Raw genomic sequence first — 23,412 nt, 5'->3', positions numbered from 1 at the left:
TGACGAGAACTAGCCATGGCTAAAAAGGAAAGTGTTCAAAAGCGCCTGCAGAAGGTGCGAGCACCCAGGATTCAGCTGACGTATGACGTCGAAAAAGGTGACGCCATCGAGCAGAAGGAGCTGCCTTTCGTGGTTGGCGTGCTGGGTGATTTCTCCGGAAACCCGGAGGCTCCCCTGCCACGGCCGCGTGACCGTAAGTTTGTCTCGGTAGATCCCGACAATTTCGATGAAGTGCTGGAGGCCATGGCGCCGCGAGCGACCTATCGAGTGGCGAACAGCCTGACTGGCGAAGGCGAGTTTGGCGTTGAGCTGAAATTCAAGTCGATGGAAGACTTTGGGCCTGAAGCTGTTGTCCAGAATGTCGATCCGTTGCGCAAGTTGTATGAGGCACGAACCAAGCTGGCTGACCTGCGCAACAAGTTGGCGGGTAACGAGAAGCTTGAAGACCTGTTGGCTGAGGTGCTCAACAACACCGAGCAACTGGAAAAAATCCGAAAAGAGTCTGGTGAGGGCACTGTATGAGCGCCGAATTTGCTCAAGATGTATTGAGCTCTGAGTCGTCGGCGCAGGCAGAAGTGAGCCTGCTTGACCAAATTGTCGAGCAAAGCAAGGTCGCCAAATCCGACGTCGAGCATCACCGCGCTCGAGACCTGATTTCCGAGCTCGCCAAAGAAGTGCTTGAGGGGACGGTCGTGATGTCCGACAACCTCACGCGCACCTTGGATGCGCGGATTGCGGACATAGATCGAATGCTTTCCGAACAGCTTTCATTGGTGATGCATGCTCCGGAGTTCAAGCAGCTGGAATCCAGCTGGCGCGGCCTGCACTACTTGCTCTCCGAGACGTCGACCGGCGTAATGATCAAGATCAAGGTCTTTAACGCCTCGAAAAAAGAACTGATGCGCGATTTCAAGTCAGCGCTTGAGTTTGACCAAAGCGCTTTGTTCAAGAAGGTTTACGAGGAAGAGTTCGGTACGTTTGGCGGGGCACCTTTTGGCGCATTGCTGGGTGATTTCTCCATTACTCGTCAGCCGGAGGATCTGTATTTTCTGGAGCAGATGTCGCACATCGCTGCAGCCTCGCATGCACCGTTTATTTCCGCCGCCGCGCCTGAACTGATGGGTCTGGAGAGCTTTGCCGAGTTGGGCAAGCCTCGTGACATGGCCAAGATATTTGACACTGTCGAATACGCGAAGTGGAAATCGCTGCGCGACTCCGAAGACGCTCGATACCTCGGTCTTGCACTGCCGCGTTTCCTGGGTCGATTGCCTTATAACCCGAAGGATGGGATCACCATCGATAGCTTTCCGTTCGTTGAGGACGTCGATGGCAGTGATCACTCGAAATACCTGTGGTGTAACGCTGCCTATGCGCTCGGTGCACGTCTAACCCAGGCATTTGAAAACTACGGCTGGTGCGCGGCGATTCGGGGGGTTGAAGGCGGCGGTCTTGTCGAAGGCCTGCCAACCCATGTCTTTAATACCGATGATGGCGAGATCGCGCTCAAGTGCCCGACTGAAGTTGCTATTACTGATCGACGTGAAAAAGAGCTGAGTGATCTGGGCTTTATACCGTTGGTGCATTGCAAAAATACCGACTACGCCGCCTTTTTTGCGACGCAGTCGGTACAAAAACCGCGTAAATACAACACCGACGGGGCTAACGCTAACGCGTTGCTGTCATCGCAATTGCAATATATTTTTGCGGTGTCTCGCATCGCGCACTACCTCAAAGCAATGATGCGCGACAAGGTCGGCAGCTTCGCTTCGGTGTCCAGCGTTGAGTCGTTCTTGAATACCTGGATAAGCCAGTACGTGTTACTGAACGACAACGCAACACAAGAAGCCAAGGCGCAGTTTCCTTTACGCGAGGCCAATATCCAGGTTTCAGAAATACCTGGTCGCCCTGGCGCGTTTAGAGCCGTAGCGTTTTTGCGTCCGCATTATCAACTCGATGAACTCTCGGTTTCGCTGCGTCTTGTGGCGGAATTGCCAGCTGGCCTGAAGTCATGATTTTTAGCGCTCGCACTTTGCGACGCGATGTCCGGTTAAACACAAGCGGTACTTACGGAGAAAAGAAATGAAAGATATCTACATTAGATTTAGCGGCCCAGATTTGAAAGGCGAGTCATCGGACGTCGATCATAAAGACTGGATCGAAATTGAATCCTGGAAGCACACCATCCGCCAGCCAAAGTCTGCTACTGCGTCTACTGCAGGTGGCCATACTGCTGAGCGTTGCGAGCATGATGACATGGTCTTCCTGAAAGGCATGGATGTCACCAGCCCGCAACTGTACGAAGCTGCATCCGGCGGTACTACTTATGCTGAAGTTACTATCGACTTCCTGCGTTCGGACGGCGATGACAAACGCGTCAAATACATGGAGATCAAACTTAAAAATGTAATCATCTCCAGTATCTCCCCAAGCACTGGCGCCGAAGGCGCGCCGACTGAAACCTTTGCATTGAAATATGCAGCGGTAGAGTGGAAATACACCAAGCAACAAATCGCCGGCGGCCAAGGTGGTATTACCCAAGGCGCTTGGAGCCTGGCTAAAAACAATAAGACTTACACCGTTTAAAATTTAACCATGCCCGCAGCTATAGCTGCGTGCATGGTTTTATTCCCACTGGACTGATGAGTTTTTGCCAGTTTTCGAGTCCGGTTTGAACTGTTTAAAAGTGGGTAGACGATGGGCAGTTGGAGTTGAAATGGGGTTACTAAAAAGGAGTGCTGGACATGAGAGGTTTCGAACCCAGCCTTCTGGAAAAGTTGTTTGACGATGAACCTCAGCGCTTGAACCAAGGGCGGTTCAAACGGCACACGCTCGAGGAATTTAAAGCGTCTGTTGCGACAGACGTGGAGTCGCTGCTGAACAGTCGTTTCGTCATGGACGAAGACGCCTTAACTGAATTCAAACACTGTGCGGAATCGGTGTTGACCTTTGGCTTGAGGGATTTTTCGAGCCGAAGCCTGGCCAGTTCCGTAGACCGAGCGTTTATTTGTAAATCGCTGGAAGAGACGATTGTCCTGCATGAGACCCGATTGAAAGATGTCAGTGTTTCCTTGGGCGCCAATCAGCGATCCATGGGTGCGCTACGGTTTTCCATCAGCGCCATGTTGATCGTGCATCCTTCACGTGAACCCGTGAGCTTTGACGCGTTATTGCAGCCAAGCACGTTGCAATACCGCGTCAGTAAAACCAACCGCACGCTATGAGAGTAGACCCGCTGTAATGGACGATTTGCTGCCGTATTACGAGCGCGAGCTGGCTTTCTTGAGAAGCTATTCAAAGCAATTTGCTGAGCGCTATCCCAAGATCGCGGGTCGTCTGTTGTTGGCCGGGGATGTCAGTGAAGACCCGCATGTCGAGCGCATGATCGAGTCGTTCGCATTGATGGGTGCGCGGATCTCGAAAAAAATCGAGGACGACTATCCGGAGTTCACCGAAGCCTTGCTGGAGGTTTTGTATCCCCACTACCTGCGCCCGTTTCCCTCTTGCTCGATTGTCCAGTTCGATATGGACGGTGCAGCCAGTCAGTTGTCCGGCTGTGAAGCAATCCCGCGCGCTACGCAGCTCAAGTCGCGGGTGGTGAAGAGCCAAGAGTGCCGTTTCCGGACGGTGTACGAGGTACAGCTGACGCCTTTGCGTATAGCTCAAGCGCAATTCAAGGCCGTTGCGCAGGCACCGCGCTACGCGCAGTTGCCTCCACAGGCAAGCGCGCAGATTTCAATTGAGTTCGAGTTGAAGTCGTCCCACGCCTCAATTGGCGAACTGGGCATTGATGAACTGCGTTTTTACACCGATGGCGAGCCGTCGTTTTGTGCCGCTCTGCGTGATGTGCTCGCGCTCAAAGTTTGCCAGGCATATGTGGAAGGGGCGCAGGACAGTCGCTGGCAGCTACTCAAGAGCTCGCCTTTGCGAGTTGCCGGTTTTACACCGCAAGAAGCGCTGATTGACTGGCCCGCACGAGCTCACCCCGCCTATCGCCTGCTTACCGAGTTTTTTGCATTCCCGGAAAAGTTTGGGTTTTTTGATTGTGACCTGCGCGGCGCGGCGCACATTGGAGGCCGTTTCACCTTGCATCTGATTGTGCAGGACATCGCGGCGGACTCCGCGACGGCAAGACTGCTGAACGGGCTTAGCCGCAACAACCTTCGCCTGCACTGCACCCCAGTGGTCAACTTGTTCCCCATGAAGGGCACGCCGATCACGGTGTCACATAAGCAGGCGTCCTACTCGGTGTTGGCAGATGGGAAGGGGGCCTCTTCGTTTGAGGTGCACTCCATCGACAGCGTGTTTCGCACACTGACGTCGGGACATCGGGATACCGAGTCGCAGATCCGCCCTTTCTATTCGTTACACCATGGTGAAAGTGTCGACCGCAATGGCCTGTATTGGGTGAGCAACCTCGACGAGAGCCTGGCTGAGCGCAGCCCTGGTCATGAGCTGCAACTGACCATTGTGGACACTCATTTCGATCCGACAGCACCTGGCACGGCATCCCTTAGTCTGGATTTGACCTGCAGTAATCGAGACCTGCCTGAGCACCTGGCCTACGGTGTGGCGGGTGGTGACCTGACCGTCGAGGGCGGCAGCGGTACGCAAAGCGTGGGTCTTCTGCGCAAACCAACTTCACCGCTGCGCTTCAGCCGTGACCGTGGCGCCCATTGGCGGCTGATATCTCACCTGTCGTTGAATCATCTGTCGCTGGTTGAAGGCGGCGCGGCGGCTTTTCGTGAAGTCCTCAAATTGTATGACTTACAGCGCTCTGCCATCTCGGCACGGCACATTGCTGGCATCGTCGAGCTAACCCATCGGCCTGTCACGGCGTGGCTACCGGGCAAATACTTCGCGAGCGTGGCTCGTGGTACCGAGATCCGACTGGTGATCGACGAGGAAAGCTTTGTCGGCATTGGGCTGCACATCTTTGCGCAAGTGATCGATCACTTTTTCGGTCTTTACGTTCATGCCAACAGCTTCACCCAGCTTGTGCTGGTGTCGATGCACAGCGGGGAGGAGATCCTGCGATGCCAACCTCGAAACGGCGACTCGATCCTGGTGTGATCGGGCAGCTGATCGAACACCCTTATCGTTTTCAGTTCTTCCAGGCCGTAAGGGTGCTGGAGCATGTGTTTGTGCGTCAGGGAGATCGTCCGGCGGAGGTGCTCGGCAAGCGGTTGCAGTTTCTCAACACCCTGAATCTCGGATTTCCAGCGAGCGAGATCGAACGCCTGGATGCTGTCGTTGATGACCCCGAGTTGGGAAGGGTGGGTGTAGACACCTGGTCGGCCATTCATGAAGGGCGTATCAATTCGGTTGCACTGACGCCGTCTTTCTTCGGCTTGTTGGGGGGTAATGGCGCACTGCCATTGACTTATACCGAGCGTTTGAGCGAACGCGAAACGTACCAGCGGGATCGGGCTGCCAAGGCCTTCCTGGATATTTTTACCAATCGTGCAGTGGCGTTGTTCTATGGCGCGTGGAAAAAATACCGGCTCGCCTTGCAGTACGAGCTAGACCGACAGGGTCGCTTCTTGCCGTTGGCAAAAGCCTTGTCGGGATTGGGACTTGACCCGCAGAAGGCGCAAGCACTTGCCGCTAGTGGTGACGTCCCTGATCAGGCAATGGCCTTTTACTGCGCTGCGATCAGGCATCGACCTTTATCTACCACCTACCTGCAACAGGTGCTGAGCGAGTACTTCCGAGTGCCGTTCAGGATCGAGCAATTGATGGGGGGATGGCACCCGGTGCCGGAGGAACAGCGCTCCCATTTGGGCATGAATAACCTGACGCTGGGCCGAAATGCATTAGTCGGGGAGCGGGTCTGGCAACGTGACTTGAAGCTGCGTCTGTGGGTAGGGCCGCTGAGTAGCGAGTCATTCGATGATTTTCTGCCTGGTTCCAGCGCGGCTATTGCCCTGTGTAAATGGCTGACGCTGATGGCCGGCGGCAGCTTCGAATACGAGGTTTGCTTGATCCTGCGTGCTGATCAGGTGCAAGGCACGGCACTGATGCCGACGAACAGCGGAAGGCTGGGGTGGGATGCTTTTTTGGTCACTCACAAGGTTGTCGAGGATCGTGCAGACGCTCGCTATCAAATCACCACATTGCATTGAATCGCCGCAATAGATGACACCGCTGCTGCAAGTCGTGCGGCGATAACGTTATGAATCAGGGAAACATCATGAGCAGTACGCTTAAAACATTGATTTCGAAATTAAATGCTACTTCCCGTCAAGCGGCGGAGCGTGCAGCCAATCTCTGCATGAGCAATGGGCACTTTGAAGTAGAACCCGAGCATCTGTTTCTCGCATTGCTGGAACAGCCCAAAGGTGATGTCGTCACCATTTTGCGTCGCAGTGGGCTGAGCCAGGAAATGCTCCAGGCCGATCTTGAGCGCGAACTCAAAACATTGCGCAATGGCAATACTCGGCCGCCGGTGTTTGCGAGTAGCTTGCCGACGCTGTTGCAAAGCGCCTGGTTGATCACCTCGCTCAATGCTCAGGATGCGTCTATTCGCGGTGGACACCTGCTGATGGCCTGGCTTACACACCCCGAGTTGTCGCAAACAGCGAAGCGTGCCTCTTCAATCCTCAGCCAGTTGCCAGCTGAAGAAATCAGCCAGCACTTTGATCGTTTTACCCAGGGCTCCGTCGAACACTCGGGCATCGCACCTGGCAATGCCGAAGCGGATGAGGTTGACCCTGATTTAACCTCGCCTCAGAAAACGCCTGCCCTGGATCAGTTCACAACCAATCTCACCCAGCGGGCCCGCGATGGTTTGCTCGATCCGGTTATTGGTCGCGAATCGGAAATCCGCCAGGTGATCGACATCCTGATGCGGCGTCGGCAAAACAATCCAATCCTCACTGGCGAAGCGGGTGTCGGCAAAACCGCTGTCGCCGAGGGCCTTGCCTTGGCCATCGTCGCCAACGAAGTGCCCGATACCTTGCAAGGTGTCGAGTTGCACACGCTGGACATGGGTTTGTTGCAGGCGGGTGCGAGCGTCAAAGGCGAGTTTGAAAACCGGCTGAAAAACGTCATCGACGAAGTCAAAAAAAGCCCTCAACCGATCATCCTCTTCATTGATGAGGCCCATACGCTGATTGGTGCTGGCGGCGCGGCAGGGCAGAACGACGCAGCCAATTTACTTAAGCCCGCATTGGCGCGTGGCGAGCTGCGCACGTTGGCGGCCACTACATGGGCTGAATACAAAAAATACTTTGAAAAAGACGCAGCACTGGCTCGTCGTTTTCAGATGGTCAAGGTCGACGAGCCTGGTGAAGACGTCGCGGCGTCAATGCTGCGGGCCATGGTTCCGGTACTGGAACAGCACTTCAACATCAGGGTGCTGGACGAGGCGGTGACCGAATCGGTGCGTTTATCCCATCGTTACATCACCGGCCGACAGTTACCCGACAAGGCCGTCAGCGTATTGGACACCGCCTGTTCGCGGGTGGCGTTGAGCCAAAAATCACGTCCCGCGCTGATCGCCGATGGACAAAAGCTGCTGGAGCGTCTGGACGCAGAAAGCGATGCCTTGAGGCGTGAGCAGACCACGGGCAGTAATCACATGGAGCGCCTGGCCGAGCTAACTGCTCAGCGTGAGACGTTGGTCAATCAGATTCAGGCGGATAGCGCCGTCTGGCAGCAGGAAACGGCGCTGACAAACCGTATCCACGCGTTACGTATGCAGCTTGAGCAGGCGGGCGATGTACCGGTGGCGAACAATGGTCGTTCAAAAGCCAAGGCACCTCCCAAGTCTGCCGAACGTATTGAGCTCGACACCGCTTTAGAGGAACTGGCGCGATTGCAGGGTGAGCGGCCGCTATTGCCGTTACAAGTCGATGCGACCGTGGTGGCACAAGTTATCGCCGCGTGGACTGGCATTCCATTGGGCAAAATGATCAAAGACGACATCCGCATTGTGCGTACCTTGCGCGAGGTGTTGGAGGCCCGGGTTATCGGCCAGTCCCACGCCCTGGATGCTATCGCTCAACGTGTTCGTACCTCCCGCGCTAACCTCGAAAGCCCAGACAAACCCAAAGGCGTGTTCATGTTTGTCGGCCCCTCGGGTGTCGGCAAGACTGAAACCGCGCTCGCCCTGGCAGACACCCTGTACGGAGGTGAACGCAAACTCATCACCGTGAACATGAGTGAATACCAGGAGGCCCACAGTGTGTCGGGTCTGAAGGGTTCGCCTCCCGGTTACGTGGGTTATGGCGAAGGCGGCGTGTTGACCGAGGCCGTGCGTCGCAGCCCCTACAGCGTGGTGCTGCTCGATGAAGTAGAGAAAGCCCACCCTGACGTCCTCGAACTTTTTTATCAGGTGTTTGATAAAGGCGTTATGGACGATGCCGAAGGCCGCGAAATTGACTTTCGCAACACGCTGATCATCCTCACCAGCAACGTTGCCTCATCCGCGATCATGCAGGCCTGCCTGAACACAGCGCCTGAGGAAATGCCGGACGCCGACGCCCTGAGCGAGGCCATCCGGCCAGCGCTTTATAAAGCCTTCAAACCAGCATTTTTGGGACGCATGAAGGTGATCCCTTACTTCCCGATCAGTGACGACGCCTTTGAAGCCATTACCCGGTTGAAACTCGATCGGGTCGGTCAGCGCATCGCGGTTAACCATCGCGCCGAGTTTGTTTATGACGATGCACTGGTGCAAACGCTGATGGCGCGCTGCACGGAAGTCGACAGCGGGGCGCGCAGCATCGACCACTTGATTGAAGGCAGCCTGCTTCCGGAAATCGCCGACAACCTGTTGGCCAGAATGGCCGAAGGCAACGGCGTTACCCGCATCAAGGTCGGCGCCAACAAACGCGGCTTCACCTACAGCATTAAGTGATATCTCAGTCGGAAAGGATGACCCATGACTGCACCTCGTCTACAGCCTGAATTTACTCAGCAGGATCGTCTGCTACGCCTGCACACCTGCCTGGGCGAGGATGTATTGCTGGCTGAATACCTGAGCGGCTGGGAAGCGCTGGAGCACGGTGGTTTCAGTCTGCAAGTCAGTGCGCTGTCGTCAGATGCCACGCTGACCCTCGAGCAAATATCCGCAAGCCCCGTGCTGCTGGAGTTGCTCTGCGATGATTCGCGCACCGGCTTGCGTCCGTTTCACGGTCACGCCCGCCGATTTTCCCGCGTGGGCAGTAACGGCGGGTTGACGCGCTACCGCTTTTACATCGAGCCATGGTTGATGCTGCTGGTTGATCGTCAGGACAGTTTCGCGTTTCAAGACATGAGCGTGATCGACATTTGCGATCAGATTTTTGGCTTTTACCGGCGCGCCAGCACCCAGCCGGTCTGGCGCTGGGAGGTCGATGTTTCGCTGTACCCCAAGCGCAGCCTGACGACTCAGTATCAGGAGACCGACCTGGCGTTTGTCGAGCGGCTGCTGGCCGAGGAGGGCATTGCCTACCGCTTTGAGCATCAGGGCGACAGCGGCGCGCCAACCCTGGGGCGCCACACCCTGGTGTTGACCGACAGCAACCAGCGCTTGCAGACGGGCGAAGCGGTCGCCATACCTTTTCAGCGCAGCGATGTCACCGAAGCCAGAGACAGCGTGCAGCAGTGGTCGGCGGGCGGGCGCTGGGTCAATGACCAGTTTGTGCGCCAGAGCCGGGACCACCGCTCACTCTCAATGAATCCCGCGCAGTTCAGTGCCGATGCACTGCCCATCGTTGGTTGTGTTGACCGGGACATCGGTGGCCCCTATGGCTGGAGTGATTCTGCGCAGGGGGATCGCCGTGTGCGGCAACATCGCGATGCCGCCCACGTGGCGGCTCAACAACTCCACGGGGAAGGCACCTGGCGGCGGATGGCGGCGGGTACCGCGGTGAGCCTGCACGGGCACGGCGCAGCATCCGCCCGCCAAACATGGATCTGCCTGCGCGTGGAACATCAGGCGCGTAATAATCTGGATGCCCGGTTGCAGGCGCGAGTCGAAGCGAGTCTGGGCAACCTGCACAGCAGTGATCCGCTATGGAATGGGTTCGGTGATCGCCAGCCCGAAGCCGATGATGTTCTCTACCGCAATCGCTTCAGCGTCTTGCCCGCCCGTCAAACCTATCGCCCGCAACACGACGCGGGCAAACGCCTGCACCCCAAGGCCATCACGCGCGGCGCGCAGAGCGCCATTGTGGTTGGCGACGGTCATCCGTTGCTCACCGACCGTGACCACCGCATCAAGGTGCAACTGCACTGGCAGCGTGGCAGCAAATCGTCAGCCCTGCGCGATCACCCGCAGGGCCCGGACAACGCCCCAGCCAACGGCCAGTCCGGCACCTGGGTGCGGGTCGCCACCGCTCTGGCCGGGAATAACTGGGGCAGTGTGTGGGTGCCGCGCGTCGGGCAAGAAGTGTGGATCGACTTTCTTGAAGGCGCGGCGGATCGGCTGGTCGCCGTCAAGGCGCTCTACAACGGGCAGGGCAATATCGACGCCAGGCACAGCCGCATTGCCGCAGGGCCTGCGGGCAGCACCGCCAACGCCGCGAGCTGGTTTCCCGGCAATGACCACAACGATGTGCTGCACGGCCTCAAGACCCAGGATCTGGCGCACAGCCAAAGTGGCGGCGGTGGCTATCGGCAATTGCAACTCGACCACAGCAACCACCAAAGCCACGCCCAGCTGTACACCACCGACCACCGCAGCGGGCTGACCCTTGGCCATGTAAAACAGACCGAAGACAACCGGCGCCTCAACGATCTTGGCCATGGCGCCAACCTCAGCACCCAAGGGCATGGCGCACTGCGAGCAGGGCAGGGCTTATTGCTCAGCACCGCCCCGCACCGGCAACAAATGAACGCCGCCACCGTGCTCACCGACCTGGACAATGCCCAGCTCCTGATCGACCAACTGGGCGATGTGGCCCTGCAAAACAACGCCGGGCTGCGCGATGAAGTCAGCCCCTTGCCGGCCAGCGAAGCAGTCAAACACGCGCAAGACATACTGGCGGCCACCGCAGACGGTCGACACGCAGGGCAAGGCATTGGCGGCGGTGAAGGGCAGGTCAGTGCCTGGAGCGAACCGATGCTGGTCGTCCATGCCAGCGCGGGCCTCAACAGCTACACCCCGGCCAGCCAGTTCTGGGTCGCCGGCACCCACAGCCTGCTGACCGGCAAAGCCGACCTCAACCTCATCGCCCAAGGCAAAACCCAGTTCGTCGCCGGCACCGGGCTGGTGATGTACACCCAAGGCGATACCGCCGAAGACCGCCCCGTCGCCCCGACCGGCATCGCCCTGCATGCCGCCACCGGCCGCATCAGCCTGCAAGCGCAAACCGACCTTGCCCGCTTCGCCGCCAAACGCAACATCTGGCTGGCCAGCACCGAAGCCAGCGCCCATGTGCAAGGCAAAACCCACCTGCTGCTGAGCGCACAGAGCGCCATGGTCAAACTGCTGGGCGGCACTATCGACCTCAACGCGCCGGGCGTGGTTGAGCTTAAAGCCGGGCTGCACAAGTGGGAGGGGCCCAAGGGGGGTGAGGCTCTCGCAGGTTCAATGAGTAAGTCGGAGCTGAAACTGTGCGATTTCAAAATGACCAAGGCTGACGCAGGCGGGGATGCCCTCGTCCCGGTGGGGCAGCCACTATGACGCCGAGCGTTGAGCATCGACTGGTCACCGAGTGCGCCTACGCGTTGATCAATCCCCTGCGGGTGGATAAGCAGCAGTGGCAAGACTTCCCGCATATCGCCCTGATGCCCGCAGGCCTCGACGCACAGGCAGAGCAAATGCCCGCTCAAATGGCTGCGATGTGACAACCCGAACCTGATCGGCAATATCCCCTTTTTGCGTCAGCTGGATGCGCTGCTGGAGCGAGCCTACCAAGAGGGCTTGAGCGAAGAAGCGGACGTTCAGCTGTTCGTACGGCAAGCCATGAGTATTCACCCCGAAATCCACCAACATCCTAAGTTGCTGTCGTGCCTGAACGCAGTACGCGCGGGTGACTGCACTTACGTCAGTGCCTGCCTGAATGTTGATAACGATGAACTGCAAGCCTGGTTACACAGGGATGTACTGGCTTTCAAGGAAAACCGATGAGCCAATGTGACCCCTCAAAAATCTGTTCGGTCTGCGATCAGAACGGCCTGGCGCTGATGCCGCTGCGTTATGCCGTTGCCCAACCAGCCCCCCTTGGCGCACCCGCCATCCAGGCGCCGTTCGGCGATGGCCTTGAGCAGGTGCCGCTGCCTGAAAGCACAGCGCTTTACACCCTGCGCCAACTGCGCGGCGGTTACCTCTACGTCTTTAACGAAGTGCGTGGCGAGTGGAAAGCCTACGTAGTGACGGTCGATGCTATTTGCTTGAATACGACGTCGCTATTCGGTGAGTGGGTCATTAATTTGGTGCGCGATAACAAAATAGAAGTGTGGTTGGATCGAACACCCTTTGGTACAGAGCAGTCGGAGCGATTTGCATCGCTATCCGTCCAAAATGAAGCATGGAAAAAACTGCTAGGCCAAAAAAGTGGAGCCGTCCAATGAGCGAATATTCACGCATGTTTGACGGATGGTTGACGCGTCACAAGCTCAAACGACCATTAAATAAGTACGAGCTCAATAATCGCCTGGAATTCTGCGCCCCAATAAAACTGCCGCCCGTGGATAAGGGCGCGCTTATAGTAATACGCGCTTTATATTAGATGTACAAATCTCAGTCAGCAAACTCGGACCAACCATGGAACAGTCAAATGGGTGACCGGGCAAGGTCTAGGGTTCGCTTTCGCTGAGGTAAAAATGCATCGAAAAGCCGGCGGCACGCCGGAGCACTTGAACTCAATTTTTCTAGGTGCCCCGTGTGCCGTTTGTGAATGCCAGTTAAGGCGTCAGGCTCGGTAATGATGTGGTCCCATATCCCTTTATCATTTTTTACTGACATGAATCTGAAAAAATCGCTTTTTTAACCGACAAGATCAGTTCGTAGGCTGGAACGAAGTAAACAGTGGTTTGTACATGGGAAAAGGGTTCGTAAAGGGGATCGCCGTCGCTAAATGCCAAACTGAAGCAGATCCACGTACACGCAATCCCTGTCGCGTAATTAAATGTGCGAATCGCTCATGAAGAAAGATGGTGGAGCCTAAGCCATTGAAATCACGGTAGCATTTTTAAATGTCGATTTTCGCATTTTTAACTGTTCTCGACAGCGACGACCCGCGCGTGAGAATCCATATGTACGCATAATACGGGGAACGTTATGGTACTCGCGGCCAACGGCCGAATCCTGCGCCGGGACCATCGCGAAGCCCCCGGCGCTGGATTTAGCCATAACGTGCATTATGCGTAGCTGGTACCGTTTCACTCGACCAGGTGAAGATCCTGCAGGACTTTTTGGTACCGAAACTCTTGCTCTCTCGAGCAGCTTTGGTACCATTATCTCGCCCGGGGCGTTCACCTGGTTAATAGGAGTGGTACCAAATGCTTGTGAAGATCCTTGATGCTGATCCCGATTTCGTTGAATCCCTCAAACACCAGACCCGCACAAACACGGCCTCCAAGGCGTTCGTTCACGCTGCTGAACGATACGAATCTTTGAACTCGACCATTGAGGATCTCAAGCGCAGGATTCATCTGCTTGAGCTTCGGCATGATGTTGCGTTGTCGGTTATCGAGGGCGCTCGATCTGCGGCAGCTCTGCTGCTCGATCGTACTTCTCAGGCTGACTTGGACGTCTGATTGGTACCGAAACTTGTGCCGGCTTTGCGCTCCTGGACAAACTTCTGGTACCACGTCCTCGATCAGGTCAAGGGCCGCGTCCCCGGCTCGTCGTGACAGCTTTACCGTCGCGTCGAACGGAGACCCGGAGCGGAGCGGTCCCTTTACCATTCTCGTCCCCTTTAACCTCCGCAAGGGTGCCTGGATGTGTTTTTCCGTCCAGGCTCCCGCCGCTCAAGCAAAGGGCTTGCCCCCGGAGGGGCTCTTGATCTGTTTTGCTTGTTCTCAGACGTTGTTTTTCATGACTGAGAATTTCTTGTAGCAGGCGGCTAATGCGGGCTTCCCTATGCTTTGCTTGGCGGCCATCAGCTCCATTCCTGCCTTCTCGCACTCAGCTTCGGTCTTGTAAGCGCCTTGAAGCTCGTAGCCCCCGCTAAGGGCCAATATCAGTATCCATTCAATCATTTGCGAGCCTTGCGATTTTTGGCTTGGCGGGGTGGGGGTGCTGTTACACCCCCACTTTACCGAAGACTTCTTCGGTTTCCGTCTACTTGATTGCTTCCTGCTCGAAACCAAACAGCACACCTTTCAGGGCTATTCGTGCCTGATTCCTGATCTCGGGGGGCAGTGAGTCGAATCGCTTTAAAATGGGCCTCAAATCCTCTGATACCGTCATTTCTGACTCACTCAGTAACAATTCGTCTGTTGACACCCCGAGCACCTTTGCCAGTTCGACGATTTTGTCTGCTGATGGCATCTGTGTACCTGCCTCGTAAGACGTATAGCTCGATTTTGCAATGCCTGCGGCTCCATAGACGTGAGGCTGCGTTAGGCCTCGAGCCTTCCTGAAGCGTTTCAGGTTCTCGCTGAGTGTCATGGTTCGTTCGCTCTGGCTTTTCATCGTGCCCAGATCGTAAGTACTGTTCAACTGTCCAGTTCCGTTATTCCGGTATTTTAATGCTTGCATGTCGTTACCCTCAGTGGTTAGCATACCGGCATTCGGCTACCGTTATTCCGGTATTGACAGGGATTCGTGATGTTCATCGATTGGTTGACAGTTTCTCAGGAGCATTTGCACGACCTTCCCGTGGTCTGTGACGTTTTTACGCTCACCATCGATGCCAACACGAACGAGGTTTTGAGCACACGTCAGCCTCGCTTCAAGCATGAGGCCAGTTTTTCGACTTCTGTAGTCATCCATGTTCAGGGCCGAAAAATTCGCGTTGAGGGAAATCCTAGCCGGGTAGGGCGGCTTGATAACCTTTTTGGCTACACCACCATTGAACAATGTATTTCTGTTTATAACGCTTTGCTTCGTGAGTATGGGCTGCCCGGTTTTACCCGCTGCACTCGCATTGATATTCGTGACGGTGCTTCTGGCGGTAAGTCCGGTGACCGGATCGCTGATGGCGCCAAGATAGAGCGCATCGACTTGACCACTAACGTCGCCGTTGGGTCTGGCAATGTTGTTTCTTACTTACGTGGTATTTCGAGTCAGCGTATAGGCCACAGTATTGGTTTTCTTTACCCCAATGGCCGTACGGTTACTTGGACGCCAAAGGGCAACGGCAAAGGCGGGCGCCTTCAATATCGTAAGGCCTACGATAAAGCTTTCGAAATGGATCAAAACTGTTTGCCTAAGACTAAGCGTTTGTTTGGCGATCAGTCTTCAGAGTTTAAGTATGTCAAACAAGTACGTGATTATTGCGCGGAACAAGGCGTTGTCCGCATGGAGCAAGAGCTTAAGAGTGAGTTCTTGCAGCGTGAAGCCCTGTGTTACTGGGGTCTATTTAAAGAAAGCCGTTTAAACGAACTCCACGATGAGTTTCTGGGCATTGATGAACGATTGAAGGTGACCGCTATGGATATGATGACGATTGCTGACAAGCTTATCGAGGAAGGTATTTGTAAGGGCCGTGCTTCCGCTAACGCTACGGCCTCGCATGCCCATATTTGGATGCATGGTCAGCCGCACAACGTTTCTCAGCGTGCTTTTGAAACTCATGCTGCGCGCCTTAACAAGATCGGTATCAATATTCGTAACGCTTGCGACACGTCTCGCTTTGCGCCTGTTTTTGTTCGCCAATGTCGTGAAGTAACAAAGTCCACACTTGCTATCCCTGCTTGGTATAAGCGCGTCAACCATCTTCACTCGGTGGCAGCATGAGAACTGTCAGTTTTCAGGGCATTCAACTTACCCAGGGGCAACGTGCTCGCCTTGAGCAACAGCAACGGGTAAAGGCCTTTATGTCTCCTGTTTTGGCTGATCTTGTTTCTGACACTCTTAAGGTTATTGAGTTACGAAACGAGCAGGGCATTAAGCCTGAGCGCCAGTGGTTTAAAGAGCGTGAAGAAACTGGAACCGTTTCTATTGCTGAATGGATGGGTTTTTGATGGATAAGTCTATTTATCAGCACCTTCGCTACTGCGTGGAGAATGAAATTGCTCATTTTGACTCTGGCGTCACTGATAGTTCTGCGCTCGCTAATTCGCTTATGCGTTTGTTTTTACAAACTATCTCGGCTGAACAGGTTAAGCGTCAGACTTCCAAACGTGAACTCCTGACATTTCGCCGTAACCCTGATCTTATTCCGCCCAGTTGGGCATATCGTAAGCCGGGTTCAACCCAGCTTCCAACACTGTAGAGGGCTTTCTATGTCTGGCATGGTTATTATGGTTGAAGTTACAGGCAATACCCGTTCTGGTACTGCTAAAACCGGCAACCCTTACTGCATGTTCGAAGGCTTCGTTCATTTGCCGAACGTCCCTTATCCGCAAAAGACTATGTTCTATGCGTCCATTATGAATGAGGTTCCTCAACCCGGCACTTATGAGTGCGATGTTTTGGCAGATGTTCGTGATGGTCGTTTGGAGTTTCAATGCGACCCTCGTCAAGGTCGCCGCAAAAACATTCCACCACTTTCGCAGGCTATGGCTACTAAAGCTGCGGCAGGGGTATAAATAAGTGTCCTCTCAGTCTGTACTTGTTTGCTCTCAGTTCTCCACATCTTCATCGGGTGTTGTTTCCTGTGATGTACAGGCTTGGACGGAAACTTACGTTGTAACGCCAGAGCAACAGGCTCAGATTGAGCTTTTAGCAAATGGTGGTTTTGACAGTGATACTTTCCAGACATTCTTTGTTGGAACTATGGGTTTGTTCGCTGTTGGTTTTGCAGTCGGTATTATCATTTCTCAATTGCGCAAAATGCGCCGAGGTGTTTAAACATGGAAAAAGTAACTCGCAAATTCATCATGGTTCCTTCTGCTCGCAAACTGGCTGTTGCCGCCGCTGGTTCTGTCGCCGCCTTGGGCGCCACTTTCACTTATGCCGCTGGTGACATGGCGTCAGGTGCCGTTGCAGCCATCACTGATGCCCAAGGTTCCGGCGAATCTGTTGGTGCTGCTGTCGTCGCCTGTGTGGCCGCTCTCTGCGTTGTCGGCGTGATTATCGCGCTGATTCGCAAAGTCTGATCATTCGTGATCTGGTCCGCGCTGGCTGGCATTATCATGGCCAGCGCACTGGTTAGCGGTATCCGGTGCGCTGAATACCTTTAACTTCGGCCCCCGGAAACGGGGGTTTTTCATGTCTTTAATTCGCTATCTTGCTTTCTTATTTCTCTCCTTTGCTGGAATCTTTTCTTTTGCATACGCCGATGGTGTAGGCGACTCTATTCATTACCTCTCTTCTCACGGCGGTTATTATTCTACTCCTGAAGAAGCTTGTGCTGTAACTGAGCCGCTATTTGGTCCTGTCCACATGTCTTCTATTGGTGGTGACTCTTATGACTGTGGCAATGGCGGTAGGGCCACTGGTATTAGATATTGCCCAACTGGTTATGATGTTAATACCGGTCTTTGTGGTTCTTCTACGCCGCCTCCAACTGGCGGTGGCGGTATAGATGGTGATTTACTTGCTAAATGCCAGGCTGCTGCTGGTGGTACTGTTCAAAATTGGAGCTGGGAACAGACAGGCACTGATATTCCAACTGCTCCCTCTTATGGCGGTTGTGCCACTACTATGGGTTCTGGTGCTATTTGCAAACCTAACGCTTCTGGTAAGTTTGATTGCAGTGCAAATATCATGGTTAAAGGCGAACTGTATGTAGCTCCTCCTGACACTTCCTCAACGCCTGGCACTGGTGGTGGCACTGGTACTGGTACTGGATCAGGTGGAACTGGCACAGGTGGCTCTGGCTCTGGCTCTGGTGATACTGGTAGCGGCGATACCGGTACAGGCTCTGGTAGTACCGGCTCTGGTAGTTCAGGTGGTTCTGGATCTTCTGGTGGGTCTTCAGGCGGTTCATCCGGCGGCTCTGGCAGTTCCGGAGGCTCCGGCGGTTCTGGCGGTACAGGTTCAGGTAATACCGGTACAGGCACCGGTTCTGGCGGTTCTGGTACGGGCACTGGCTCAGGCAACTCAGGTACTGGCACTGGCACAGGCACCGGTTCTGGCACAGGTACTGGTTCTGGAAACACTGGTACAGGTACTGGTTCTGGCGGTACAGGCACTGGAACTGGCTCCGGCGGTACAGGCACGGGCACAGGTTCTGGCTCCGGTAATGGAACTGGTGATGGTGACGGCGGCGGATCTCCTTCTACAACGACTCTCACGCCTCCAAAACACGGCAACATGGATGATTGGGGTGATGAATGGGATCAAAAAATTGAAGACGCTAAAGGCGACTTTAAGGACGGTCTCGACAAGTTGAAAAACTCTTTTCAACCTATCGGTGATCTTGATTTAGGTGGTGGAGGAGGGAAGCTCTATTGCCCTCCATCCGTAACTGTTCTTGGTAAAAGTCTAAGTTTCTGCATGGATAAATATGCAGGTTCTCTTACTTGGATTTCTCAGGCCATCCTTTTTCTTTGCGCTGCTACTGCGCTCATGATTGTTTTTGTTTGAGGTGATTTATGGATCTTTCATGGCTGGCTCATTGGCTCGACAGTGCAAACACCTTCTTTCAAGCCGCTTGGGACTTTATGGATAGTGGTATTTATGATTTCGTAAAAGACTTGTTGGTCGTTATTACTAAGGTTCTTGTCTACTCGTTTCTGAAGTTCAAGATTCTTATGTTGGACGTTGCCTATGATGTGGTTCAGGAGATATTGCAGGAGACTGGTATTGCTCAATTAGTTAAATCTGCTTGGTCTTCTATTCCCGGCGACATGCAATCTACATTATCTTTCTTCAATGTCCCACAAGGTCTTACTCTTATATTTTCAGCAATTCCGACAAGATGGGCTATGAAGTTCATTCCCGGCGCAGGTGCTAATTAATGGCTATCAAAATTCACCACGGCCCTAATGGCTCCTATAAAACTTCCGGTGCGGTCTGGGACGATGCTGTGCCAGCGGCAAAAGATGGTCGTCTTATAATCACCAATATCCGAGGTATGTCCAGTGAGCGTTTTCATGAGGTATTTCCTGATCTTCCTGATACTTTTGAGCTTGAGTATATTAACCACGAAACACAAGCCGGTATGGACCGGATTAGAACTTGGTTTCAGTGGGCTCCCCGAAATGCGTTTCTAATTTTCGACGAGGCTCAAACTCTATTTCCCAAAAAATGGTCTGATAAGTTCCTTGAGACTTTCGACTATCCCGGTGGCATGGATGCGGCTAATGCCGCTGACAGACCTATGAACTTCCTTGACGCTTGGACTCGTCACAGGCATTGGAACTGGGACGTTATTTTAACCACGCCGAACATTAAATACGTACATGACGATATTCGGCAGACCTCTGAAGCGGCTTACCAGCATTCTAATTTGATGTTGCTTGGTAAGTGGACTAAGAAACTGGTTTCTAAAGACTACAAAGAAGCCATGCATTCGGCACAAGAGAATAGGGCGCCTACAGATGGATCAAACATCGTTGCACTCAGAAAGATCGACAAGCGAGTTTTTAGGCTCTACGACTCGACAGCTACCGGCCAGCACCGCGACACCATGGCAGGCAAAAACGCGCTCGCGTCGCCTCGCGTGGTTCTTCTCGTCGGAGTACTGGTTGGTATTTTCGGCTTTGTGTACTACCGGCATGGATCTAATATGTTTAGCAATCCGCTGGCAATTTCGGCTCCTAAAGTTTCCGCTCCGGTTAGCCAAGTTCCTGTTCCTCAAGATAATCATAAAGCTGATAACGTGGATCGCAATCGCGTACCTGTTCAGCAAGTTTTGCCATCTGCTGGTGTGAAGACGGACCCGTTTGCAGACTTTGAGATTGTCATTAAGGGCAGCATTACGTCTGAGGCCCGCGGTACGATATTTTCGTTTCAGCTCAGTAAGGATCAGCGTTCTTTTAGCCAGACGTCTCGCGAATTGGCCGCCACCGGTTACGAGATTTATTCACGCGGACCCTGTGCGGCTGAATTGATCTACAAGGGCGAGAAACGTACTGTTCTTTGCCAAGGCGCTTCTCCAGCCACCGGAGGCGGCGAGTCGCGGCTCGGTGCAGAGCGGCGAGCCGTCGCCGGTGGCGTTCCTTCTTCAGTTCCGGTTTCCACCACGCCAAGCACCGGTGCGAGATTGCCAGCCGACCAGGGTGTCCGAGTGACCGTAATCGACAGCGGCCCAGCGCCCAGAACCTTGATGTCTGCCACCAATCGTTAAACCTGAAGGTACGCATAATACGGGGAACGTTATGGTACTCGCGGCCAACGGCCGAATCCTGCGCCGGGACCATCGCGAAGCCCCCGGCGCTGGATTTAGCCATAACGTGCATTATGCGTAGCTGGTACCGTTTCACTCGACCAGGTGAAGATCCTGCAGGACTTTTTGGTACCGAAACTCTTGCTCTCTCGAGCAGCTTTGGTACCATTATCTCGCCCGGGGCGTTCACCTGGTTAATAGGAGTGGTACCAAATGCTTGTGAAGATCCTTGATGCTGATCCCGATTTCGTTGAATCCCTCAAACACCAGACCCGCACAAACACGGCCTCCAAGGCGTTCGTTCACGCTGCTGAACGATACGAATCTTTGAACTCGACCATTGAGGATCTCAAGCGCAGGATTCATCTGCTTGAGCTTCGGCATGATGTTGCGTTGTCGGTTATCGAGGGCGCTCGATCTGCGGCAGCTCTGCTGCTCGATCGTACTTCTCAGGCTGACTTGGACGTCTGATTGGTACCGAAACTTGTGCCGGCTTTGCGCTCCTGGACAAACTTCTGGTACCACGTCCTCGATCAGGTCAAGGGCCGCGTCCCCGGCTCGTCGTGACAGCTTTACCGTCGCGTCGAACGGAGACCCGGAGCGGAGCGGTCCCTTTACCATTCTCGTCCCCTTTAACCTCCGCAAGGGTGCCTGGATGTGTTTTTCCGTCCAGGCTCCCGCCGCTCAAGCAAAGGGCTTGCCCCCGGAGGGGCTCTTGATCTGTTTTGCTTGTTCTCAGACGTTGTTTTTCATGACTGAGAATTTCTTGTAGCAGGCGGCTAATGCGGGCTTCCCTATGCTTTGCTTGGCGGCCATCAGCTCCATTCCTGCCTTCTCGCACTCAGCTTCGGTCTTGTAAGCGCCTTGAAGCTCGTAGCCCCCGCTAAGGGCCAATATCAGTATCCATTCAATCATTTGCGAGCCTTGCGATTTTTGGCTTGGCGGGGTGGGGGTGCTGTTACACCCCCACTTTACCGAAGACTTCTTCGGTTTCCGTCTACTTGATTGCTTCCTGCTCGAAACCAAACAGCACACCTTTCAGGGCTATTCGTGCCTGATTCCTGATCTCGGGGGGCAGTGAGTCGAATCGCTTTAAAATGGGCCTCAAATCCTCTGATACCGTCATTTCTGACTCACTCAGTAACAATTCGTCTGTTGACACCCCGAGCACCTTTGCCAGTTCGACGATTTTGTCTGCTGATGGCATCTGTGTACCTGCCTCGTAAGACGTATAGCTCGATTTTGCAATGCCTGCGGCTCCATAGACGTGAGGCTGCGTTAGGCCTCGAGCCTTCCTGAAGCGTTTCAGGTTCTCGCTGAGTGTCATGGTTCGTTCGCTCTGGCTTTTCATCGTGCCCAGATCGTAAGTACTGTTCAACTGTCCAGTTCCGTTATTCCGGTATTTTAATGCTTGCATGTCGTTACCCTCAGTGGTTAGCATACCGGCATTCGGCTACCGTTATTCCGGTATTGACAGGGATTCGTGATGTTCATCGATTGGTTGACAGTTTCTCAGGAGCATTTGCACGACCTTCCCGTGGTCTGTGACGTTTTTACGCTCACCATCGATGCCAACACGAACGAGGTTTTGAGCACACGTCAGCCTCGCTTCAAGCATGAGGCCAGTTTTTCGACTTCTGTAGTCATCCATGTTCAGGGCCGAAAAATTCGCGTTGAGGGAAATCCTAGCCGGGTAGGGCGGCTTGATAACCTTTTTGGCTACACCACCATTGAACAATGTATTTCTGTTTATAACGCTTTGCTTCGTGAGTATGGGCTGCCCGGTTTTACCCGCTGCACTCGCATTGATATTCGTGACGGTGCTTCTGGCGGTAAGTCCGGTGACCGGATCGCTGATGGCGCCAAGATAGAGCGCATCGACTTGACCACTAACGTCGCCGTTGGGTCTGGCAATGTTGTTTCTTACTTACGTGGTATTTCGAGTCAGCGTATAGGCCACAGTATTGGTTTTCTTTACCCCAATGGCCGTACGGTTACTTGGACGCCAAAGGGCAACGGCAAAGGCGGGCGCCTTCAATATCGTAAGGCCTACGATAAAGCTTTCGAAATGGATCAAAACTGTTTGCCTAAGACTAAGCGTTTGTTTGGCGATCAGTCTTCAGAGTTTAAGTATGTCAAACAAGTACGTGATTATTGCGCGGAACAAGGCGTTGTCCGCATGGAGCAAGAGCTTAAGAGTGAGTTCTTGCAGCGTGAAGCCCTGTGTTACTGGGGTCTATTTAAAGAAAGCCGTTTAAACGAACTCCACGATGAGTTTCTGGGCATTGATGAACGATTGAAGGTGACCGCTATGGATATGATGACGATTGCTGACAAGCTTATCGAGGAAGGTATTTGTAAGGGCCGTGCTTCCGCTAACGCTACGGCCTCGCATGCCCATATTTGGATGCATGGTCAGCCGCACAACGTTTCTCAGCGTGCTTTTGAAACTCATGCTGCGCGCCTTAACAAGATCGGTATCAATATTCGTAACGCTTGCGACACGTCTCGCTTTGCGCCTGTTTTTGTTCGCCAATGTCGTGAAGTAACAAAGTCCACACTTGCTATCCCTGCTTGGTATAAGCGCGTCAACCATCTTCACTCGGTGGCAGCATGAGAACTGTCAGTTTTCAGGGCATTCAACTTACCCAGGGGCAACGTGCTCGCCTTGAGCAACAGCAACGGGTAAAGGCCTTTATGTCTCCTGTTTTGGCTGATCTTGTTTCTGACACTCTTAAGGTTATTGAGTTACGAAACGAGCAGGGCATTAAGCCTGAGCGCCAGTGGTTTAAAGAGCGTGAAGAAACTGGAACCGTTTCTATTGCTGAATGGATGGGTTTTTGATGGATAAGTCTATTTATCAGCACCTTCGCTACTGCGTGGAGAATGAAATTGCTCATTTTGACTCTGGCGTCACTGATAGTTCTGCGCTCGCTAATTCGCTTATGCGTTTGTTTTTACAAACTATCTCGGCTGAACAGGTTAAGCGTCAGACTTCCAAACGTGAACTCCTGACATTTCGCCGTAACCCTGATCTTATTCCGCCCAGTTGGGCATATCGTAAGCCGGGTTCAACCCAGCTTCCAACACTGTAGAG

At 54.0% G+C, this 23,412-nt stretch carries 29 protein-coding genes; 25 read left to right on the top strand and 4 right to left on the bottom strand.

All coding sequences use genetic code 11. The annotated features are described in order from the left end of the window. Window positions 1–15 precede the first annotated feature (15 nt). The 12 genes from tssB to AC1Z24_RS16535 all read left to right on the top strand — a co-directional run bounded on the left by tssB (window position 16) and on the right by AC1Z24_RS16535 (window position 13,689). On the top strand, window positions 16–522 hold the full coding sequence (gene tssB, locus AC1Z24_RS16590; RefSeq protein WP_483741783.1) for a type VI secretion system contractile sheath small subunit: 507 nt from the start codon (window positions 16–18) through the stop codon (window positions 520–522). Further along, window positions 519–2,012: a type VI secretion system contractile sheath large subunit gene (tssC, locus tag AC1Z24_RS16585; protein WP_483741782.1), complete on the top strand. Its 1,494-nt coding sequence runs from the start codon at window positions 519–521 to the stop codon at window positions 2,010–2,012. Before tssB ends, tssC begins: the two co-directional genes overlap by 4 nt. 67 nt (window positions 2,013–2,079) lie before the next feature. Further along, window positions 2,080–2,583 carry an Hcp family type VI secretion system effector gene (locus tag AC1Z24_RS16580; RefSeq protein WP_483741781.1) on the top strand — a complete coding sequence of 168 codons (504 nt, stop codon included), beginning with the start codon at window positions 2,080–2,082 and terminating at the stop codon, window positions 2,581–2,583. 158 nt (window positions 2,584–2,741) lie between these two features. Continuing rightward, window positions 2,742–3,221 (top strand): type VI secretion system baseplate subunit TssE, encoded by a 480-nt coding sequence (gene tssE, locus AC1Z24_RS16575; protein WP_483741780.1) that lies wholly within the window; start codon window positions 2,742–2,744, stop codon window positions 3,219–3,221. A gap of 16 nt (window positions 3,222–3,237) precedes the next feature. Next, complete coding sequence (gene tssF, locus AC1Z24_RS16570; protein ID WP_483741779.1) at window positions 3,238–5,070, top strand: type VI secretion system baseplate subunit TssF; 1,833 nt, start codon at window positions 3,238–3,240, stop codon at window positions 5,068–5,070. Further along, a complete protein-coding gene (tssG, locus tag AC1Z24_RS16565) occupies window positions 5,034–6,122 on the top strand; it encodes a type VI secretion system baseplate subunit TssG (protein WP_483741778.1) in 1,089 nt (362 codons plus the stop codon). Before tssF ends, tssG begins: the two co-directional genes overlap by 37 nt. Window positions 6,123–6,190: 68 nt before the next feature. Beyond that, on the top strand, window positions 6,191–8,860 hold the full coding sequence (gene tssH / locus AC1Z24_RS16560) for a type VI secretion system ATPase TssH (protein WP_483741777.1): 2,670 nt from the start codon (window positions 6,191–6,193) through the stop codon (window positions 8,858–8,860). 24 nt (window positions 8,861–8,884) lie between these two features. Beyond that, window positions 8,885–11,611: a type VI secretion system Vgr family protein gene (locus AC1Z24_RS16555; RefSeq protein ID WP_483741776.1), complete on the top strand. Its 2,727-nt coding sequence runs from the start codon at window positions 8,885–8,887 to the stop codon at window positions 11,609–11,611. Next, window positions 11,608–11,775 carry a hypothetical protein gene (locus tag AC1Z24_RS16550; RefSeq protein ID WP_483741775.1) on the top strand — a complete coding sequence of 56 codons (168 nt, stop codon included), beginning with the start codon at window positions 11,608–11,610 and terminating at the stop codon, window positions 11,773–11,775. Before AC1Z24_RS16555 ends, AC1Z24_RS16550 begins: the two co-directional genes overlap by 4 nt. 31 nt (window positions 11,776–11,806) lie before the next feature. Continuing rightward, window positions 11,807–12,058 (top strand): hypothetical protein, encoded by a 252-nt coding sequence (locus tag AC1Z24_RS16545; RefSeq protein WP_483741774.1) that lies wholly within the window; start codon window positions 11,807–11,809, stop codon window positions 12,056–12,058. Further along, the gene (locus AC1Z24_RS16540; protein ID WP_483741773.1) at window positions 12,055–12,501 is read left to right on the top strand and encodes a toxin VasX; all 447 of its coding nucleotides are present in this window, start codon (window positions 12,055–12,057) and stop codon (window positions 12,499–12,501) included. Before AC1Z24_RS16545 ends, AC1Z24_RS16540 begins: the two co-directional genes overlap by 4 nt. A 930-nt stretch (window positions 12,502–13,431) precedes the next feature. After that, on the top strand, window positions 13,432–13,689 hold the full coding sequence (locus AC1Z24_RS16535; protein WP_483741772.1) for a hypothetical protein: 258 nt from the start codon (window positions 13,432–13,434) through the stop codon (window positions 13,687–13,689). Between the two features lie 264 nt (window positions 13,690–13,953). On the opposite strand, the gene AC1Z24_RS16530 is transcribed toward AC1Z24_RS16535, so the two are convergent. Together AC1Z24_RS16530 and AC1Z24_RS16525 are read right to left on the bottom strand one after the other, a co-directional pair. Beyond that, on the bottom strand, window positions 13,954–14,133 hold the full coding sequence (locus tag AC1Z24_RS16530) for a hypothetical protein (protein ID WP_483741771.1): 180 nt from the start codon (window positions 14,131–14,133) through the stop codon (window positions 13,954–13,956). A gap of 82 nt (window positions 14,134–14,215) precedes the next feature. Beyond that, window positions 14,216–14,635 carry a helix-turn-helix domain-containing protein gene (locus tag AC1Z24_RS16525; protein WP_483741770.1) on the bottom strand — a complete coding sequence of 140 codons (420 nt, stop codon included), beginning with the start codon at window positions 14,633–14,635 and terminating at the stop codon, window positions 14,216–14,218. A gap of 69 nt (window positions 14,636–14,704) precedes the next feature. Here AC1Z24_RS16525 and AC1Z24_RS16520 point away from each other — a divergent pair, with 69 nt between their 5' ends. The 10 genes from AC1Z24_RS16520 (at window position 14,705) to AC1Z24_RS16475 (ending at window position 20,786) form a co-directional block, all read left to right on the top strand. Continuing rightward, complete coding sequence (locus tag AC1Z24_RS16520) at window positions 14,705–15,835, top strand: phage/plasmid replication domain-containing protein (protein WP_483741769.1); 1,131 nt, start codon at window positions 14,705–14,707, stop codon at window positions 15,833–15,835. Continuing rightward, window positions 15,832–16,062, top strand: coding sequence for a hypothetical protein (locus tag AC1Z24_RS16515; protein ID WP_483741768.1), 231 nt, complete (start codon window positions 15,832–15,834; stop codon window positions 16,060–16,062). Before AC1Z24_RS16520 ends, AC1Z24_RS16515 begins: the two co-directional genes overlap by 4 nt. After that, window positions 16,062–16,313, top strand: coding sequence for a hypothetical protein (locus AC1Z24_RS16510; protein WP_483741767.1), 252 nt, complete (start codon window positions 16,062–16,064; stop codon window positions 16,311–16,313). Before AC1Z24_RS16515 ends, AC1Z24_RS16510 begins: the two co-directional genes overlap by 1 nt. Window positions 16,314–16,323: 10 nt before the next feature. Beyond that, window positions 16,324–16,629, top strand: a complete 306-nt coding sequence (locus AC1Z24_RS16505) for a propanediol utilization protein (RefSeq protein WP_483741766.1) — start codon at window positions 16,324–16,326, stop codon at window positions 16,627–16,629. A gap of 4 nt (window positions 16,630–16,633) precedes the next feature. Then, window positions 16,634–16,891: a hypothetical protein gene (locus tag AC1Z24_RS16500; RefSeq protein ID WP_483741765.1), complete on the top strand. Its 258-nt coding sequence runs from the start codon at window positions 16,634–16,636 to the stop codon at window positions 16,889–16,891. 2 nt (window positions 16,892–16,893) lie between these two features. Then, a complete protein-coding gene (locus tag AC1Z24_RS16495) occupies window positions 16,894–17,139 on the top strand; it encodes a hypothetical protein (RefSeq protein WP_483741764.1) in 246 nt (81 codons plus the stop codon). Window positions 17,140–17,251: 112 nt separating this feature from the next. Continuing rightward, window positions 17,252–18,571, top strand: coding sequence for a hypothetical protein (locus AC1Z24_RS16490; protein WP_483741763.1), 1,320 nt, complete (start codon window positions 17,252–17,254; stop codon window positions 18,569–18,571). An 8-nt stretch (window positions 18,572–18,579) separates the two neighbouring features. Next, window positions 18,580–18,945, top strand: a complete 366-nt coding sequence (locus AC1Z24_RS16485; RefSeq protein WP_483741762.1) for a DUF2523 family protein — start codon at window positions 18,580–18,582, stop codon at window positions 18,943–18,945. Beyond that, window positions 18,945–20,276 carry a zonular occludens toxin domain-containing protein gene (locus AC1Z24_RS16480; protein WP_483741761.1) on the top strand — a complete coding sequence of 444 codons (1,332 nt, stop codon included), beginning with the start codon at window positions 18,945–18,947 and terminating at the stop codon, window positions 20,274–20,276. Before AC1Z24_RS16485 ends, AC1Z24_RS16480 begins: the two co-directional genes overlap by 1 nt. A gap of 252 nt (window positions 20,277–20,528) precedes the next feature. Continuing rightward, window positions 20,529–20,786 carry a hypothetical protein gene (locus AC1Z24_RS16475; RefSeq protein ID WP_483741772.1) on the top strand — a complete coding sequence of 86 codons (258 nt, stop codon included), beginning with the start codon at window positions 20,529–20,531 and terminating at the stop codon, window positions 20,784–20,786. Window positions 20,787–21,050: 264 nt separating this feature from the next. Here the strand turns inward: AC1Z24_RS16475 and AC1Z24_RS16470 are convergent, their stop codons facing one another. Together AC1Z24_RS16470 and AC1Z24_RS16465 are read right to left on the bottom strand one after the other, a co-directional pair. Then, entirely contained in the window at window positions 21,051–21,230 is a 180-nt protein-coding gene (locus AC1Z24_RS16470) for a hypothetical protein (RefSeq protein ID WP_483741771.1), read from the bottom strand. 82 nt (window positions 21,231–21,312) lie between these two features. Beyond that, window positions 21,313–21,732, bottom strand: a complete 420-nt coding sequence (locus AC1Z24_RS16465) for a helix-turn-helix domain-containing protein (RefSeq protein ID WP_483741770.1) — start codon at window positions 21,730–21,732, stop codon at window positions 21,313–21,315. A 69-nt stretch (window positions 21,733–21,801) separates the two neighbouring features. On the opposite strand from AC1Z24_RS16465, the gene AC1Z24_RS16460 reads away from it, so the two are divergent. From AC1Z24_RS16460 to AC1Z24_RS16450, 3 genes are read left to right on the top strand one after another with little or no spacing between them, the layout of a single operon-like run. After that, on the top strand, window positions 21,802–22,932 hold the full coding sequence (locus AC1Z24_RS16460; protein WP_483741769.1) for a phage/plasmid replication domain-containing protein: 1,131 nt from the start codon (window positions 21,802–21,804) through the stop codon (window positions 22,930–22,932). Next, window positions 22,929–23,159 (top strand): hypothetical protein, encoded by a 231-nt coding sequence (locus tag AC1Z24_RS16455; RefSeq protein ID WP_483741768.1) that lies wholly within the window; start codon window positions 22,929–22,931, stop codon window positions 23,157–23,159. Before AC1Z24_RS16460 ends, AC1Z24_RS16455 begins: the two co-directional genes overlap by 4 nt. Next, window positions 23,159–23,410: a hypothetical protein gene (locus AC1Z24_RS16450; RefSeq protein WP_483741767.1), complete on the top strand. Its 252-nt coding sequence runs from the start codon at window positions 23,159–23,161 to the stop codon at window positions 23,408–23,410. Before AC1Z24_RS16455 ends, AC1Z24_RS16450 begins: the two co-directional genes overlap by 1 nt. Window positions 23,411–23,412: the final 2 nt, after the last annotated feature.

The sequence above is a fragment of the Pseudomonas sp. JL23 genome (genome assembly GCF_056933585.1).
Note: the sequence above shows the minus strand (reverse complement) of the source record. Positions and strands in the feature narration are given on the sequence as shown.